Annotated in this window: 13 protein-coding genes; 1 reads left to right on the forward strand and 12 read right to left on the reverse strand. The window is 40.4% G+C overall.

Annotated features, from left to right (window positions below; translation table 11 throughout):
* Positions 1-40 precede the first annotated feature (40 nt).
* The 9 genes from ACTG7L_RS04550 to ACTG7L_RS04590 all read right to left on the reverse strand — a co-directional run bounded on the left by ACTG7L_RS04550 (position 41) and on the right by ACTG7L_RS04590 (position 15041).
* Positions 41-9091 carry a MuF-C-terminal domain-containing protein gene (locus tag ACTG7L_RS04550; RefSeq protein ID WP_439327584.1) on the reverse strand — a complete coding sequence of 3017 codons (9051 nt, stop codon included), beginning with the start codon at positions 9089-9091 and terminating at the stop codon, positions 41-43.
* A 13-nt stretch (positions 9092-9104) separates the two neighbouring features.
* The gene (locus ACTG7L_RS04555) at positions 9105-9290 is read right to left on the reverse strand and encodes a hypothetical protein (RefSeq protein WP_439327585.1); all 186 of its coding nucleotides are present in this window, start codon (positions 9288-9290) and stop codon (positions 9105-9107) included.
* An 88-nt stretch (positions 9291-9378) separates the two neighbouring features.
* Positions 9379-10395 (reverse strand): hypothetical protein, encoded by a 1017-nt coding sequence (locus ACTG7L_RS04560; RefSeq protein WP_439327586.1) that lies wholly within the window; start codon positions 10393-10395, stop codon positions 9379-9381.
* A gap of 20 nt (positions 10396-10415) precedes the next feature.
* Positions 10416-11204, reverse strand: coding sequence for a lysozyme (locus tag ACTG7L_RS04565; protein WP_439327587.1), 789 nt, complete (start codon positions 11202-11204; stop codon positions 10416-10418).
* A gap of 60 nt (positions 11205-11264) precedes the next feature.
* Positions 11265-11717 (reverse strand): hypothetical protein, encoded by a 453-nt coding sequence (locus ACTG7L_RS04570; RefSeq protein ID WP_439327588.1) that lies wholly within the window; start codon positions 11715-11717, stop codon positions 11265-11267.
* Between the two features lie 5 nt (positions 11718-11722).
* On the reverse strand, positions 11723-12730 hold the full coding sequence (locus ACTG7L_RS04575; RefSeq protein ID WP_439327589.1) for an STAS-like domain-containing protein: 1008 nt from the start codon (positions 12728-12730) through the stop codon (positions 11723-11725).
* A 61-nt stretch (positions 12731-12791) separates the two neighbouring features.
* A complete protein-coding gene (locus tag ACTG7L_RS04580; RefSeq protein WP_439327590.1) occupies positions 12792-13124 on the reverse strand; it encodes a hypothetical protein in 333 nt (110 codons plus the stop codon).
* Positions 13124-14764: a hypothetical protein gene (locus ACTG7L_RS04585; protein ID WP_439327591.1), complete on the reverse strand. Its 1641-nt coding sequence runs from the start codon at positions 14762-14764 to the stop codon at positions 13124-13126. The genes ACTG7L_RS04580 and ACTG7L_RS04585 overlap by 1 nt, the downstream gene beginning before the upstream one ends.
* An 88-nt stretch (positions 14765-14852) precedes the next feature.
* The gene (locus tag ACTG7L_RS04590) at positions 14853-15041 is read right to left on the reverse strand and encodes a hypothetical protein (protein WP_439327592.1); all 189 of its coding nucleotides are present in this window, start codon (positions 15039-15041) and stop codon (positions 14853-14855) included.
* Positions 15042-15189: 148 nt separating this feature from the next.
* Here ACTG7L_RS04590 and ACTG7L_RS04595 point away from each other — a divergent pair, with 148 nt between their 5' ends.
* On the forward strand, positions 15190-15660 hold the full coding sequence (locus tag ACTG7L_RS04595; protein WP_439327593.1) for a DUF805 domain-containing protein: 471 nt from the start codon (positions 15190-15192) through the stop codon (positions 15658-15660).
* A 21-nt stretch (positions 15661-15681) separates the two neighbouring features.
* Here ACTG7L_RS04595 and ACTG7L_RS04600 read toward each other — a convergent pair whose 3' ends face one another.
* From ACTG7L_RS04600 to ACTG7L_RS04610, 3 genes are read right to left on the reverse strand one after another with little or no spacing between them, the layout of a single operon-like run.
* On the reverse strand, positions 15682-16062 hold the full coding sequence (locus ACTG7L_RS04600) for a M15 family metallopeptidase (RefSeq protein ID WP_439327594.1): 381 nt from the start codon (positions 16060-16062) through the stop codon (positions 15682-15684).
* On the reverse strand, positions 16049-16390 hold the full coding sequence (locus ACTG7L_RS04605) for a phage holin, lambda family (protein ID WP_439327595.1): 342 nt from the start codon (positions 16388-16390) through the stop codon (positions 16049-16051). Before ACTG7L_RS04605 ends, ACTG7L_RS04600 begins: the two co-directional genes overlap by 14 nt.
* Complete coding sequence (locus tag ACTG7L_RS04610; protein ID WP_439327596.1) at positions 16374-16583, reverse strand: hypothetical protein; 210 nt, start codon at positions 16581-16583, stop codon at positions 16374-16376. Before ACTG7L_RS04610 ends, ACTG7L_RS04605 begins: the two co-directional genes overlap by 17 nt.
* Between the last annotated feature and the right edge of the window lies 1 nt (position 16584).

Below are 16584 nucleotides of genomic sequence, written 5' to 3' on the forward strand. Positions count from 1 at the left end.
TTGTGAGCCAATTCAAAGTGCGGTGGGTTTTGTGTGGATTTTACTCCACGGTACTCAAGCCTTGCATTTTACGCCAACGTTTTAAAAATGCACGTTGTACATTATCCATTTGGGTGTTGTAGGTTTTGAGTCTGGCTTGATATGCCTCCTCCGTCATCTGGCCTTTATGCAAGGCTTTGGTCATTTTGCTTTTTACCGCTCGCAACTGTCCCATACGTCTTGCGTTCATTTCGTGGAGGACAATTTGTTCTTTTTCTGGCGTGAGCCAACCGTCCAATTTGCCTCGTTCTTTACGTGATTTGTATTCGTTCGCCACACTTTGGGCTTGTTCGCTTGCCTCATAGTAACGGCTTTGAATCGCAAACTCATTGGTTGTCCCGATAAACTGGTTTAAGAATGGTGTGCGTGTTCTGCGACCTAATAGCTCACGATTAGGGTTTTCAATGAAAATGGTGCTTAACTCTTTCAATGAACCAAAGATACCGCTATAACCGTCCACTAAGTTTTTCACTTGCTCTGGGTGCATGTCAATGCCTAAGGTATCGCTGATACCAATGGCTAAATCTTTCCAGAACTGGGCTGTGGTCGATTTAGCTTGCTCGGCTTTGAGTTTGTCACCTGATACAAAACTTGGTGTAATCGTGTTCCCAAAGGCAGAACGATTTAAGGCATTTTGTACAATGGGTTGCAAAATAGACGGTGTAAAGGTTAATGCCAATTTTTGTGTCGGATAATTCGCTGCGGAAATTTCCGACGGCGAAATTGGGGCTATGGTTTTGAACACTTGGGTTGACATATTCACCAACGCCTCAGATACCGAAATATCCTTATTCGCTGCTTTCACAATATTAGTGGCAAAGTTCCACGCCATTTGTGGCATACCAAATCCCACTGGGATTTTGAAGTATTTATCCATGCCTAATGGTAACGGAATATAGCGAGTAATGTCACCTAACTGGTCCATTATGTTTCCGCCCTCATTGTCATCGTCCATGGCTCGTAAAGCAGAATACAAGGCGGTCATCACCACCATATAACCTAAGAAACGTCGTTGTCCTTTTTTCGTGGAGAGATATTTTATTAGGTTTCTGGCCCCCATTGCGGTCGGTTGAGCAAACATATATAAGGCCTTAATGCCACGCATGCCAACCCCTGTTTTACGGAAGTTGGTGAGTTCAAGGGTAATGCTTGCCGCTTGTGCTTTGTCTACGCCATTGTCAATCATGGCTTTGTAAGCCGATAAGGCGGACACCGTATCAAAGACTTTGTTGTAGCTTTCCAAAATTTCACCGGCTTTTTTCAGTTTGCTGGCAATGGGTTTATTTTGAGCTTGCAACTGTTTGACTAAGTCGGTTTCGGTTTTAGCAAGGTAGGTGCTGTAAGTGGAAACACCCCCATTGGTCAACAAATCTTTTAGCATGGATTCCACATCGTGTTGGTTATCCGTGCGTAAGTCTTGATTAAAACCAAAGCGTTTTGTGGCATTCCAAACATCTTTATTTAACAACGCATTTTTCACCACTGCACGTCCTATTTTATCCATGGTTTTACTGCTTAACTGTTTGCCGTCTTTATCAAACAATTTTTGCACTCGGATAAATTCGGATTTTTCCCAAGTATCTCGCAACATGTTCATTGGAGCAAAGGTCACCGTCCATTGTGTCACCCCTCGAGCATACCAACTGGTCGGTTTGGATAAGGCTTTTAAAAAGCCGTTGGCATATTCCACGTTGTCATTTTTCAGTGCGGTCATCACTTTTTTCGGTAAGCCATATTCATAATAGACGCCACCGACTTTGCGAATTAACACATCATCATTGGAACGTGTAGTCCCGCCCATTTTAGATTTAGTAATACCTAAGGTTTTTGCCACTTGCTCACGAGCGGATTTTTCTGAATGTCCTTGCTCAACCAGTTCATCAACTTTGTGTTGGTAGATGTCATCAATTTGTTCTTTGAAATCCGCCCAACCGGCATAAGTCGTGGATTTATTAATGGCTCGCCATGAGGCATCAATACCATCTTCTGCCTCTGAGGTTTTTCGTCCTTTTAAGGCTCGGTCTTTAGTGGTGTTTAAGGCATTTTGCCCAGCTCCACTGATACCGTCAAAATCCTCTTCTGCATTTGGATCCCCTGTTAATGGCACATAATGCACATTCTTTTTGAACTCTTTATATTGTTCTTCGGTGTATCGTCCTGCCTCATGGTCGAGATTTAAACGGTAACGGTTTAATTGATACAGATGGCGTACGGCGTCTTCCAATTCGGCTTTCGGAATATGTTGCTCAATATTCCGCATAATAGTTTCCGCCTCTGGATTTGACCAACCGCCAGCGGTGCCTACTCGAAATTCTTCGTTAGAGTCCGTGCTTTCCACATCATGCTTACGATAACGATATTGGCGTTCTGCTTTGGCGTAGGCTTTCTTGGCTTGCTCATAGGCGTCAGTTGCCTCTTGGTCACCTTTTAATGCCTCTCGCCGTGCTAATTCCATTTCGCCTTTAGCAACAATCATCTCCTTACGTTCACGCTCTAAAATCTCCTTATTTTTCTCAATAGCATAACGAGTGGATGCCCAATAGCCGACAAGACGTTTGGCACTGAGTTCATCCAGTTTATGTTTCTTGGCAATCTTGGAAACTTTTTGCAACAACGGTTTCAGGAATTTTTGTTCAATATCTGAATTGTGCGCATCTCGTACCCCTTTGGCACGGTACATTTTTCCTTTCAATTGTTCCGTTTCAAACTCACTTAATCCCTCTTTTTGCAAGCCGTCAATCCAATCATTCACAGGGCGTAAACCGTCCGCTACCCATTCATCCACCTTGCCCACAGCTTGATTAAAACGTTTTTTGAAACCGTCATAATCTTTGGCTTTTAAATCGTCAAAGGCAGTGGGATCCGCTTGGGCTTTCCCTGTTCGGGCAAGATCTTCTACGGTTTGAGCTCGGGAGAAACGAGTACCATTATCTGATTTATCTGATTTTTGCTGATTATCCACTTGCAAAATTTGCAATAAGCGTTTATCATCAATTTCAGATAAAGGCGAATTGCTTTCGGAATTTGGAGTTGTTATCCCTAGAGTAGAAAGTAGTTCGCCTTTTTCGATCTCACTTAATTTGTGGTCGTAATAGCGTTCACCATTCTCACTATTTGCAATAGCAGCTCTCACCGTATAATCATCACCGCCAATATTTAAGCCTGCAACATAGTAATCATAGCTTTCAATATCAGGGCGTTTATTTGTATCTTCGTTCGGTAACGTATCTATATAAACAGCATTTTCAATAATTTGCGGAATAGCAGATACGCTTTGAAGATGATCAGGATTTTTATAGTCGTGATCTAAAACTTCTTTCACGGCTTTCAACCCTAACGAAATTTCTTGTCCTGTATCTTTATTCACGTAAGTTCCACGCAAAGATTTACCATAATTCAACGCATTGCGTTTGTATTCACGCAAATCTGTACTCGGCTCAATCTCTTTCCCCGAAATCCGAATCGATTTGCTTTGACGCAATTTGTCTAGGCTTTCGGCTTTTGGACGGCGTGAAAACAACACATTCCCACCGCTTTTTTCATCTAGCTCATTGGTCGCTTGTTTAATCACTTCATATCGATTATTACCATATTCATAAAGACGCAGTCCTGCCTTTTCCAAAATAGATCGTGCTTTTTTGCCTAAATCTTTTGGAATAACCGCTCCTACAAAATCACTAAACTGTGTTACATCTTTCGCTTTCGCCTCAAAATATTCCGTTGGCATGGCTTTTAGCAAATCAATTGCTTCCGTTATTAAACGGCGGTTTTGAATGGTATCTTCAATTCTTTTGTGATCAAATGCGTTGGCAACACCATTATCAACAACCATTTCCAGTAAATCTGGCATACCATAAGAGTCAATATCCATTTCCGTGGCAATTTCATCAAGCCGTTTCTCTACATCGGCTAACGCTTTGTCAAATTCAGATTTCGTTACAATACGATTTTTATTTTTTTGAATATCACTAATAGATTTAAATTGTGGTGTGAATTTAGCACGTACGTTAGGTAAACCATAGTTATTTTTCTCTCCACCTCGCACATTCTTTTTCAATTTCTTAACGACATTTTCAAGAGTGTGTGCTGTATAGCTTGTTTTACCTGTATTAGGGTTTTGATTAATAATCTTTTCATCTATATCGTACTCGTCAAATATCTCATCAATATATTGGGATAGGTCATCCTCTTTACCCTCCAATGCTTGGTTAATTTTATTACGTATATCCAATATTTTGATTTGTCCATCATTATAATAACTAGGCTCAATCTTTATACCCTTTTCAAGTAAGAATTGGTTTCTCACCGCCAAATTATTTAATAATGTTCTATGATTCAATGTGGATACATTGTAATTCAAGCCATAAGCAAGCGTGCCATCATCTAATGTCATTGAGGGTTCAAATCGTTTTAATAATGCACTTTTATCTTCTTTGTTTATTCTAGCTTCAACTCTTGGATAACGTGGACTATAAATATCTGAACCAAAAACTTTCGCTTTGTTTTCGCCTTTTGGATCGATATGATTACGATCACCAATTAAAGTCACTTCACCAAAACCACCTAAAGGGTTATTTTGTTTAGTTACCGCCAAAGAAGCATAAGGCAAACCACCCATTTTATCTGCATGAAGTATATTTTCTTCGCTTAAATTATGCGTCACCATTAAATCACGTTGGTAATTTTCTTTTTGGGGGGCTTTGCGAGAAAAACGAGTGCCATTATCAGATTTATTTTCAGATTGGTATTGACTTAAGTCGGTTTCGGTTTTAATATCATTGGCAGAAAGGTTCGCATTTGAACGTAGCTTAAGTGGCAATTGGAGCCAGTGTACGTTCGCTAAATGTGAGCCTTTTGTTTTATTCCAATAATAGATCGGATCATTGTCAATCATTTCCTGTAGCTTATCGTGTTCTTTTCCATAAGCACTTGCCACATCTAACAATTGAACTTCACCACTCTGATTTAAATGCAATGCAACTATAATTGGTTCATCTCTGTTTTTATCCGAATTAAACTCAGTTAATTCAGTCAAAACAACAAAACCATTAGGATTAGATGAATGTGCCGATGATTGCAACACTGCAACAGGATCATTGATTTGTTGTGGTAATTGTTTCAATACTTCAGGCTCAATAGCGTGTTTTCCACGCATTACTTTACTCAACACCTTACGTTTGATTTTCACTTCAACATCAGGCAACCCAATCATTTTTAACACATCAGGCGTTGTTCCCAATGAAATAGATGTTTTAACTTCATCACCATTAACAAAGGCATCCACCGCTTTTGCAAAGTCCGAATTTGGATCTTCGTTTAGACTATAACTAAAATCACTTAAATATCTGACATTTTGATTGCTCCGTTTTACATCTTCAGTGCTTTCAGGTGATTGATTTTGGCGTTCTTCCTTGCTCATATTTAAACGAGTTTGTGCGTTACGAGCTTCCACTTCTCCAGCTGAATTACGATAATTTCGTTCTGCTTGCATTTCTCGAAGTTGAGAAATTTCATCCCAAAGTTTATCCGCCTCTTTTGCTAACATTGGTTGGCGTAATTGTTCTTTGATTTCGCTGATTCTTTTATCAATAGATTCATTGCCTGTGTAGGTGTTATCTGGCAACATTTTAAGTTCTTCGTTAAGGTTAGAACCATTGGCAAAATTCTCTTCATTTTGAATAACGTGTTGAACTTCGTGGACTAAGTAGCTTTTCATTTGACCTGCGGTAGCGTCATTAGATAAAACAATTTTGTTCTCGTTAGGTGAAAACCAACCGCCAGCACGTTTATTGTCTAACGGTTTAATTTCCACTTTAAGATTGGCTAATTGTGGATACGCATTAAATAACGCTTCATCTTTCCAAACTTCGGACAAAGGAACTTCAAGCGTTTCGCCATTTTGACCATTCACTAACTGCTCAAAACGATAATCATCATAAGCTTCATAAGGTGTAATCAACGCTGAATCATCATTAATTTCAAACCGCCATTTCCCATCTTTGCCTTGGAACCAACCTGTTTTTTGACGAATGGTTTCAGGATCCACGCCTTGAGCTAATTCGTCTTTTGCTTGTTGCAATAATGAATGGTTGGCATTTCTGGCTCTTTCACCTGCGAAAGAATAACGCACTTCCCCATTACCATTTTCCGCTTGCGTATTACTTTCCGTTCCCCCTTGGCGAATCTCCGCCAACACATCAAACAGTTCTTGCGTAGTCATGGCTGTAGAATTTGGGTTACGTCCAATAATAGCGTTAACCACTTTTTGCAATACATTGGCAAATGGACGGAGGTATTGCCCCAAACTATTTTTCCATGATTGACCAATACGCACGTTATAACGGCTTTCTAATTCCGACCAATTACCGGTTTCAACAGCGGCGTTGATTTCTGCTACGGCCTCTTCCACAGCGACGGTAAATGGAATGTCACCATATTCTGCTCGTTCTTTTTGAATGGTGTTGGCAATTCTTTCTACCACTGGATGTTTACCCATTCGGGTGACAATGTCATTGAAACGGTTGCCTAATTTAACATTCACGCCACGGTGAGCTAATTCGTGCCACGCTACCCACGCCAACCGTTCTTCACGGCTCATTACGTTGTTAGCGGTGATATTGTCGCTGTAAATGTAGATTTTTTGCGTGGTTGGGTCATACCACCCCTCAACATTCCCCGCCAATAAACTTTCTGCGGTTTCCCCTTTGGGTGGTTGAACGGTGTTTCTGTCCACCACTTCGATATGACTTGCCGTATCGTTCCCTAAGATTTGTGATAGGGTTTGTTGGTCTTTGGTGGCTTGGGTGTTGACAGTTGGCTGAGAATTGGTTACATTGACATCGTTATCTGCACCCACTGCCCCGCCTTCTCGTAAGTGGCGGTGCGTATCGTTCAGTTGGCTATTGTTTGTTGGTCGCCAGTCAAAAGCGGTGTCTGAACCTTGTTCATTCAAACCACGCTCATTAGCGAACTGTCCCGAATCAGAAGCCACGAGTGAAGCTCCTTTATCAGCACGGGAGAGTGTAGGGCTGTTAATAGTAGGTTCAAGTGAGTCATTACCCAGCTTGTTCGCACCTTCACTCAAATATTTATTGCTATTATCAAATGCAGTTAATACCCAGCCGTTATTTCCTTTATTTTTAACCAAAGTTGCACGATAAACTTTTCCAGTTCTTGGTGAACGATAATCCAACTGTAATTTATTCTGTGGATTTGGGTTTACTGGAGTACCTTTCGCAATAGTTTCTACAATTTCATCAACGAGCATTGCTGATGTTTCAGCTTCAGACATTCCATTTTTGCGTTCTCTCGCTTCAAAAATATGAGCGATTCCACGTCCTTTAGGCTCGCCATTTTTATCTAAAGGTTTAGTAGTGCCGTCATCTCCCCATACAAAATCAATCCAACCCCATTCAGGGTGATACATCGCACGCTTCACATCCGCTTTATTCAAAATTGCTTGGGTCATACGTTCTTTGCCACGAGCAATATTGGCTTCTACGGATTTCATTGCAGAACGGCTTTCACGCACGTCTTGGGTATCGTTCATTTGTTCACTGAACGCATTATTTTGTTCACTGAACGAGTTCATTTGTTCACTGAACGCATTATTTTGTTCACTGAACGAGTTCATTTGTTCATTTTGCTGTTCAACGGACGGATTTTGTGCTTGCTCTACCGTTGGTTGTGCAATCTGTTGCCCCACTTCTGCCAAATATGCTTGGGCCAATTTGCCGTATTCATTATCTTCTGTGGCAATTTGTTCAATGACACCGTCTTGAATGTCGTAGATTAAATCTTGTTTAATGGCTTGTCGTTCGTCTTTGTCCGCAATTTGGCTTAACACGTTATCTAATGCTGTGTTATTTACATTAACTGCGGTGTTTTTTGGTTGCGTTTCTGCGGTGTTAGTTGTATCTGTTGGGGTTTGATGAACAATGTCATTGACAACTTGGTCTGATTGCATTTGGGCTTGTTCAGAACCGGTTTGCTCGCCACCAAAATTATGTGCCAATCTTTCTTGGGCATAGGCCACGCCACCACCTAAGCCACCACCTAATAAACCACCAAAGGCCGCACTGCCTAAATCGCTGGTTAAACGGTGTGAATTATCCACATCATGAATCGCTTTGTTGGTCGTGAGTTGTTGAAAGGTTTCATCCGCTGTTTCTGTGCCTAATTCACGAGCAAATCGTCCGCCTGCAGAATTTAATACACCACCTGTTTTACCTAGTTTCATAAAACCGCCTAGGCGTTCTAATGCTGCACTGCTTAAACCATTGGCTAGGACTTCACCGCCATGTTCTGTCCAACTGGTTGCTGTGGCAATGCGGGCTTGTTCAGGGGTTAAACCCTCGGCTATGTATTGCAGATAAACAGGGCTTTTATTCAGTTCTGCTTGTGACATGGCCATAATGTGGTCGTTGATGTCTTTGCGTGTTTCCCCGGCCCCTTGGATACCACCTAAAATCATTGGGGCAGCAGCGACTAAACTCATACCCGCTGTTTCAGGGGCAAGAGCAGCCGCTCCGACGCCAACAGCGACACTTGGCAAGACACTTTCGGCAATATCGCCAATCGTAGTTAATGGATTATCCACAAAGTTTTCCCAACTGGCTCCCCAACCACTTTCGCCCTTGGCTTTGGCTAATGCTATACGTCTTGCGTTTTCTTCTCGGTTAGCCCGATTTTCTTCGCTTTCAAAACTGGCAAGCCAATCTGTCGCCTCATCTCCCCATTGTCGAACCGATCCTTGCGGATCGATTAATCCGCCAACGGAACTGACTAATCTTGTGGCTGATTTTGGGATGACTAACGCTGCATCGCCTACATTTCCCCAAAAGCCTGCACTAGGTGGCAGAGTTGGCACCGGTGCGACTTGCTCTACTGGTGGTGCGTAAAGGGAGGCCAAGCCATAAGCAGTATCTGGCTGTGCCGTGAGAACATTGGGGTTGCCATATAAATCAATAAAAGCCTGTTGTGTGTTAGGTACTGGCGGATTATTTGGATCTTGGAAAAGGCGGATTAATTCTTCAGTGGTAAGTTGGCTCATAAAACGTCCTCAATTATTTTAAAAACAATGCTAATAAGTCAGGCAATAACCATAATAAAACGCCTAATATTGTGGCAATTCCAATACAGCAGAAGAGAAATTTAATGCCAAATGAAATGTCTTGACCTGCTTTGTCTGCACCTTGTTTACTCATATTTCCTCCTATTTTTATTTGATGTTTTGGGGTATAATTAATCATAATTTGTTTCCGTTAAATCTGACTTAATGGGAATAAAAAACCCAGAAAGTTTGCACCTTTCTGGGTTTGTTTTTGTTGAATTATGCGTTTAATAAGGGCGTAGTCCACGAGGACGAGAGTTTTTTACATCTTCAAGAAACGCATCTACTCTTTGTTTCAATATTTCATCACTATTTACTGGTATTCTTCCTCCATATGACGTAGGTATCATCTGCGGCGTAACTTGTTGCGGTTGTGGCACTTGTTGAGGTTGTACTTGTGGTGTTGGTATCGCTTGATTTACTTGCCCTTGTGGTACAGCATAAGGAACCGCTGGCTGTGGTGGTGTATAACCTGTAATAGCCGGATATGCCGAATTCAGTTGGCTAAAACCTATAATATGCGGATAGTCAGCAGGTTTTATTGTAGATTGAGGCATAAAATAACCATTAAAACGAGAGAAATAATCACCGATATATTGAACATCATTTGGATATAATGAATAAAGTGCTTTTGTGCCTTGCTCAAATCTTGTCGGGTCAAATTTCGTTATTTTATTCCCATTATCGTCATAACTTTCAACGAATGAATTTTTGTACAATTCCTGTAATGCGGTATTTAGTGTGTTTTGATGTGTTGCTTGTGCCTGTTGTTGCTGACCATACAATGCAGCTACCATTGCTGGGCTAAACTGTTTGGCAGTATTAGGATTAAGCAAATACGGATAATCAGGATTTTTACCTGCTAAAATAGCCTGTTGTTGCACTTTGGCTAATTGTTCTTGGTCATTAATGCCGTTTAATGCCACTTGGTTTTGTTTGGTGTTTAATCCGAATGTTGACAAGCTATTATCAATAGCCGCTTGCTGTGTGGCATCGCGGGTTTTGGTTTGCCATCCATATTGATTGATTAAATCCTGATTTTGGGCATTTAACGCATTAACTCGCCCTGTTTGCGTGGCGTAATTCTCCGCTAATTTCCGCATATTTTCATCGGCGACGGTGCGGTTGTTTTGTGCAGTGGTAAAGCTGTTGGCAATATCAAAGGCTTTTTTCCACGCGGCTTGGTCATAATCGGTGGGTTGGGCATACATTGCCATTGTTTTTCCAATATCGGCGATTGACATTATATTCTCCTATGGTTGGTTTAGGCTTGGTCATAAATACTTTTCACTAAATCCCCGATATAATCAGGGAGTCCCTGTTTCGTTTCCGGTGTCACGCCAAACGCTGCGGCTAATTGCTCTTGGTATTTTTGACGATTGCTTGGCGTAGGTTGTTCAGGTTCTTGTCCTAACGGTTCGAGTGTACCGTTGAGTTGATTGAAATAATTACTAAAGGGGTTGTTTGGTGTTTGGTTATTCGGTGGACTAAAGGCGGAATAGATGTTGTCTGCTAAAGGTTGAGAACGCTTTATGGGGGAATCATAAGGGTCATTATAGTCCATTGGTAGCGGAATATTCGGTGCTTGCCCTTCGCTTACGCCTAAAAACATTTCACGTTCTCGGTTTCGCCGATTGATTAAGCCTTGGTTGTCTTTTCCCCCTGCTTTTCGCCACGCCATAAACTGGTCTGCTGCACCACTCATATCACCTGCATTGAGTTTTTTTACAAGGGTTGAATTTTGAAATGCGGTCGGTCCAATATTGTAGGCAAGACTAACTAATGCGTCATACTGATTTTGGGTTAGTGGCACATTGATACTGTTTCTCACTGCATTTTCAAATTCTGGCAAACGAGATTTAAATAAATCTTCTGCTTGTTGATCCGTAATGGTCATTCCTTTACCCACGGGGATATTACCGACTTTACCAGTATGCCCGTAACCAATAGTCCATTTACCTGCATCATCTAAATAGGCTTTTGTTCGCAATCCTTCATAACCTTTTAAGGCATTGATACCTTGTTGGCTTAAATTCCATTGGTTTGTACTCATATTTTCTCCAATAAAAAACACCCACAACATAATGGTTATGGGTGTCTGTTTTGTTAATGATTAATCTTTTTGTGCGTAAGGTTGTTTCGGATATTCCTTAAACAATCGTTCAAACTCCGGTTTAAGTTTCTTGCAATCCGCTTTCGTTTTAACCGTGATTTTGTCTCGTTCTTTTTGACTGATGTTTTCCTGATCTAAGAGATAAGTCACGACATCATCACCATAATAGATGGTTGTCGCATTTTCCAAACCAAAACTGTCAGCAAGTAATGGATATTGCATTGCATAATATAAGGTAAATAAATATTCTTGATTTGGATCATTCCGCCAACGTTGTAATACGGCTTTCCGTTCTTTCGCTGAATTGACATACCACACATCAGGGAAAAAACAAGCCGTCATATTATTTCCTTTCACCACATAATCTTTGAGCTGTTTCTTGGTAATATCGCCTAGATTGGCTTGGCTAGAGAATGTAATCAATAGGCTTAAAAGTAAGATGAGTTTTTTCATCACCGCTATCTCCCCAATATCGCTCGATTAATCATATCCTGAACATCAAGATTGGCATTAATAGAAATCAATTCAATATTCGGATATTCATTTTGATATACTCTAAAAAGCTGATCTGCAAAAGCCTGCCCAATACTTGAAACGCCAGCAAAATCCAATATAACAATTTGGAAATGTTCAAAACGTGCAACTAACCGCTTAGCCTGTGAACGTGAAATTAAAAACTCACCCTCATGTTTGGCTAAATTAATCGGCACAATGGTTTTTGCAAATGAAAACTCATCAGGCATCGCAAATTCATCAAAAATTTCTTTACAAGTTTTCTCGGTCAAATGGCTAATTTCAAACATCACTTTAGTGCCATCAATGTTTTCAATATCGTGTTCATACATCACATCAATTTGATTACCATTATGAACAAAAGCCCAACCTTTAGAACTGATACAAAAGAAATCAAAAATCTTTGATGAAAAGAAAATGCCTTCACCTGTATGATTTTTGCTATCTGTGGTGAGTTTACCTTTCGATAATTCAAAAATAGACTGCCTAATATCCACTAAATCAAAGGCTTTTTGGATTTTTTCAAAAATCCCTAAGCCATTATCCGTTATTGAAACAAACGTTGAAATTGGCGTTGTGCGAATTTCTACGCTAATTTCCGTGCCTTCTGAATGATCTATGGCGTTATTGAACATTTCAGTAAATCCATATTGCAACGACTCTACCACATTGTTATTTAGCCCTTTAATTAACGGTTGCAACGTTTGACTGAAAACCAAATATTCATCAAGCGGTTTGACTGTATCAAAACAGAATGAATGAACTGACTCAACTAAATCATATCGAGTCGCACGTCCTCTGCCACTCATAGATAATAAATTATTATCTACCAAGCCCCTTAATTTTCGTGACGCATTTTGGCGTGCAATTCCAAGAAACTGAGCCAATTCTTCTGCGGTTTTTGTTGGATGTTGCTTTACGAATTGCAATATTTCCATAATCTCATTTGTCATAACATAACTCCTATATTTAGATTAATTGTAATCCTAAATAGGGATAATAACAACAAACAAATTACAAACTCGCTAAAATCGTCTCCACATAGTCATCAAAGGCTTTGTCTTCATTGGTTAAATCAATAAAGCGGTGAATAAAAGGCTTGGTGACAAACAGCGGATTATCCAATAACAACGCCATGACACAACCTTTAATCTGATTGTCTTCTCGAGCCGTGAATACTTTAATTTGGGTGTAAGGCGTTTGTCCTGCCCAGACTTGGAAAAAGTGTTGCCAATTTAACCGCAGTTGGGCGGTTTGATCAAAATGTTCTCCGATATAGGTAAACAGTTCGCTTAATAATTGCTGTGAACTGGCTATGTCTGTGATGTGTTCGGTTTGGTATTTCATTATTCTGCTCCCAATTCTGCCACACTTGTCGCAATATGATATTCCCACACTTCCCCTTGTCCGCTAATTTCGACATCAAAAAACAAGGTAGCGTAACCGGCTTTTAAGCGGTGTGGTCGGCTGTCTGAAACGGTTTTGTCAGCTAAAATGACTTGTTCTTGTACCATTTCATCTCGGTGACGTTTGTAGGCAAGGTGTTTCACGTGGGTTGGGTGATATTCTTGCACCAATTTATATGCCGTCATGGCGGTATAACCTGGTAAGGCATTTAATCGACCACGCCATGTAAAGGTTTTCCAATTATCCCCTGCGTTCCATTGGTAAATACCGTCGTTTGTGGCAAAGAATAAATTGTCTTGGTCACTACGGAAAAGTGCGGTGGGTTTTATCGACAAAGTGGTCAGTTGTTCAATTTGTACTTCGTCATGGATAGAATCTGGCACTTTAAAACGAATACCCATTTTATCGGTAAAACCAAAATAATAGCCGTCGTGTATCGTGCCAATCATTTGCCATGGAGCAAGGGCTTGCCATTGGTCTTGGGTAAATAATGCAGTAGTAATCACTTTCGCTTGACTACCTACCAACATAACTAAACCGTCTTTGCTCGCATAAAAGCACGCCCCATTATACAGACAAGCGGACTGATATGAGATAATCGGTAATGGTTCTTCCAGAATAGAAACCTGACGACAACCTTGTGACTGGCAAGGACTTTCCATTTCAATGACGGCTGGATATTCATCCGTTAAAATATAGCCTGTGCGTTCTCCACATAAAAAGCGAATCGGTTTGCCATTGAAATGTCCGTAGCGGTAACTTTCTGGGAACGCATGAGGCTTTAAAGGTTCACTTAACCATAATTCTGTTCCCACTAAACCGCCTAATTGACCGTTTCCACAATATTGTAGATCGGTCATGCAATTATGGGGCGGTTCATATTCTTCGGTTAAACATTCTTCACCGTAAACGGTATGGGCTTGATGAACGTAGCTTGTGGTGCCGAAATCCAGTTCATCCACAAACAAGAAATGGGCGTCATAATCCGCTTTGGCATCACCATAATCTAACGGCGTTACCGCACAATATAAGCGTACTTTTGCAATGGAATAAGTGGGAAAATCTGCACCAATACCGCTAATCACGACATTCTGGTCGTTGTGAACATAAATGGGTTCACTTGGTAAACTCGGGGCGGATTCAAAGCCAAATTCATCCACAAGGGTGTAAATGTATTGGCGTAATTCTTGGTTAAAATCATGGCTTAATGTACCTAAGAATTGGGCATGAGGTGCAGGAATCTCCACTGGAAACCCTAATCGATTCCAACGTTCCTCACAGGCCTTGTCTTTGTGTTGAATTACAGGATAATCTTTTATGCCACTGGCGACAATATAGCAACAATCGGTATCAATGCGTGAAAAACTTGCTTGGCAATTTGAGCTTGTGAGGTAACAGCATTTATCCACGAAGATAGATTGCCCTGTTTTGTCGCTGACTTTTTTATCAGTTCGCCATGGTCGTAATGTGCCACGGCTTAGATCTACATCTTCTGCCACTTGTGCCATGGCTTGATGTAGATTATTTGGGCGTTGTTTTGGGGTAATACCACCGAATTGGGTGAGTTTTAGGGTTGGCATGGGAGATCCTTTTGGGTATGAAAAAACCGCTTATATTTTTCAATACAAGCGGTTCTCTAACGTATTCTCACTACTTGCATTTCTAGCCTTAATTTGCGTATTCTTTGCCATATTTTCTCAAATTCCGATTAAAACCACCGACAACTTCATTGCAACTTTTACAAAGATTTCTTCGATCACGAGCAAAACCTTGTGAAACATTCGGATAAGCTCGAGGTTTTCTCATTGTACTGGAAACAACACCTAAATTAGTTAAACGTTTTAATAATGCAAACATAACCCCTCCTTATACATCGTTACATATTAGAGACAAACCATTATTTTGTCAAATATCCGACAAAATAATCGCATATATTGTACGTTATTTAATGTAGTGATACACTGGAAAACACCGTTTTAAATAAAAGTATTATCAAGGAGAAATTATGAATAACGAAATCGTAAATATTGTAAGTAATCAGCCTAAAAACACATCACTATGGGCTTACTTCGTTCGTTCAATGACTAAAAATTATGCCAATTTTAAAGGAAGATCCCGACGTAAAGAATTTTGGGGAACAACTTTATTTGCCAGCATATTTTTCTGGCTCCTTGTCGGTATTAGTCTGTATGTTTCTTATTCGTTACGTAACATAACGATTTACATGGTCACTTTTTGTATTTGGACTCTGGCAACAATAATACCTAGCTTATCTCTTCAGGTGCGTCGGTTGCATGACATGAACTTATCTGGCTGGTGGTTAATTTTAGTCTATGTTGTCTTTTTTTTCATTGCCATGGCAGAGCAAGTATTTCTTCAATTTTCAATATTAAGCGTCATAGCTTGGATTATATTTTTTAGTATAAATGGAACTAAGGGAGAAAATCGGTTTGGTGCAGATCCTAAAGCCCCATAACTATGGGGCTGTATAGAAATCTTATTTATACACGGACCTATCCAACTCAAAGTGCGGTCCATCTTTAAAGGATTTCCAATCACCACCCCATACAATTTGAACCTTTAAATCTTTGGCTGCTTGTTTCATGGCTTTAGCAATTTGAGCAAACTTGCTCCAGTCGTTCCAATCCACAGGATATGGCACCAAATCCACCGCATGACCAGTCAAATGTCGGCCGTTTAGTGTTTTGCTGGTGCCTTTGGCAACCATTTCCTTTTGTTCTTCAAAGGTGCGTAAGCCACAAATTACCATAAAATCCTGTTCTGTCAGGGTTAAGGCTCGGCGTACTACTCGTACTAAATCTTCGTGAACGCCTTTTAGATTATTTTCACTGCGTTTGCTAAATCTAAACTTGCTCATTGTCACCACCTTTGGCTTTTAGGGAATAACGCATGGCCATTTCTCGCACTTTATCAATCCCTAGCAACGCCACGATTGAGCCGAAAGCAACGGATAATTTAGACGGCATGTCTAAGTAAATAAACACACTTTCACTGGCAATCGCTATTAATCCGCACAGAATACTTTCAATCACAACACGAATTTTTTTACGTTCTTTGCCAATATAACAAATGCGAAAAATGGCAATAAAAAACGCCATGGTAAAACTGTAAATGGCGTTTAAGTTATTTTGTAGGTAGGCAATTATCATTGCCCATAAGGTTGCATCTTTAGTTGGCATTTTCATACTCCACCCCATTGGGTTTGATATTGGAACAGCCACAATCTTCACATGTTGTTGCAAGTTCGACGATTTCACGCTCAATCACTCGTTCGGTTGGGCGTGGCACATGGATTTGACTAGCGAGTCCGTCTTGATTATCTGACTGACAACATTGGCACTTTTTGTATTTTTCAATCACTTTACAATAATCTGACATG

It is taken from the genome of Lonepinella sp. BR2357 (assembly GCF_051851525.1).
GTDB lineage: Bacteria > Pseudomonadota > Gammaproteobacteria > Enterobacterales > Pasteurellaceae > Lonepinella.

Bases quoted from the DNA above. Each gene is read 5' to 3' on its own strand.
- ACTG7L_RS04550 (WP_439327584.1), bottom strand. From the start codon at position 9,091: ATGAGCCAACTTACCACTGAAGAATTAATCCGCCTTTTCCAAGATCCA.
- ACTG7L_RS04555 (WP_439327585.1), bottom strand. From the start codon at position 9,290: ATGATTAATTATACCCCAAAACATCAAATAAAAATAGGAGGAAATATG.
- ACTG7L_RS04560 (WP_439327586.1), bottom strand. From the start codon at position 10,395: ATGTCAATCGCCGATATTGGAAAAACAATGGCAATGTATGCCCAACCC.
- ACTG7L_RS04565 (WP_439327587.1), bottom strand. From the start codon at position 11,204: ATGAGTACAAACCAATGGAATTTAAGCCAACAAGGTATCAATGCCTTA.
- ACTG7L_RS04570 (WP_439327588.1), bottom strand. From the start codon at position 11,717: ATGAAAAAACTCATCTTACTTTTAAGCCTATTGATTACATTCTCTAGC.
- ACTG7L_RS04575 (WP_439327589.1), bottom strand. From the start codon at position 12,730: ATGACAAATGAGATTATGGAAATATTGCAATTCGTAAAGCAACATCCA.
- ACTG7L_RS04580 (WP_439327590.1), bottom strand. From the start codon at position 13,124: ATGAAATACCAAACCGAACACATCACAGACATAGCCAGTTCACAGCAA.
- ACTG7L_RS04585 (WP_439327591.1), bottom strand. From the start codon at position 14,764: ATGCCAACCCTAAAACTCACCCAATTCGGTGGTATTACCCCAAAACAA.
- ACTG7L_RS04590 (WP_439327592.1), bottom strand. From the start codon at position 15,041: ATGTTTGCATTATTAAAACGTTTAACTAATTTAGGTGTTGTTTCCAGT.
- ACTG7L_RS04595 (WP_439327593.1), top strand. From the start codon at position 15,190: ATGAATAACGAAATCGTAAATATTGTAAGTAATCAGCCTAAAAACACA.
- ACTG7L_RS04600 (WP_439327594.1), bottom strand. From the start codon at position 16,062: ATGAGCAAGTTTAGATTTAGCAAACGCAGTGAAAATAATCTAAAAGGC.
- ACTG7L_RS04605 (WP_439327595.1), bottom strand. From the start codon at position 16,390: ATGAAAATGCCAACTAAAGATGCAACCTTATGGGCAATGATAATTGCC.
- ACTG7L_RS04610 (WP_439327596.1), bottom strand. From the start codon at position 16,583: ATGTCAGATTATTGTAAAGTGATTGAAAAATACAAAAAGTGCCAATGT.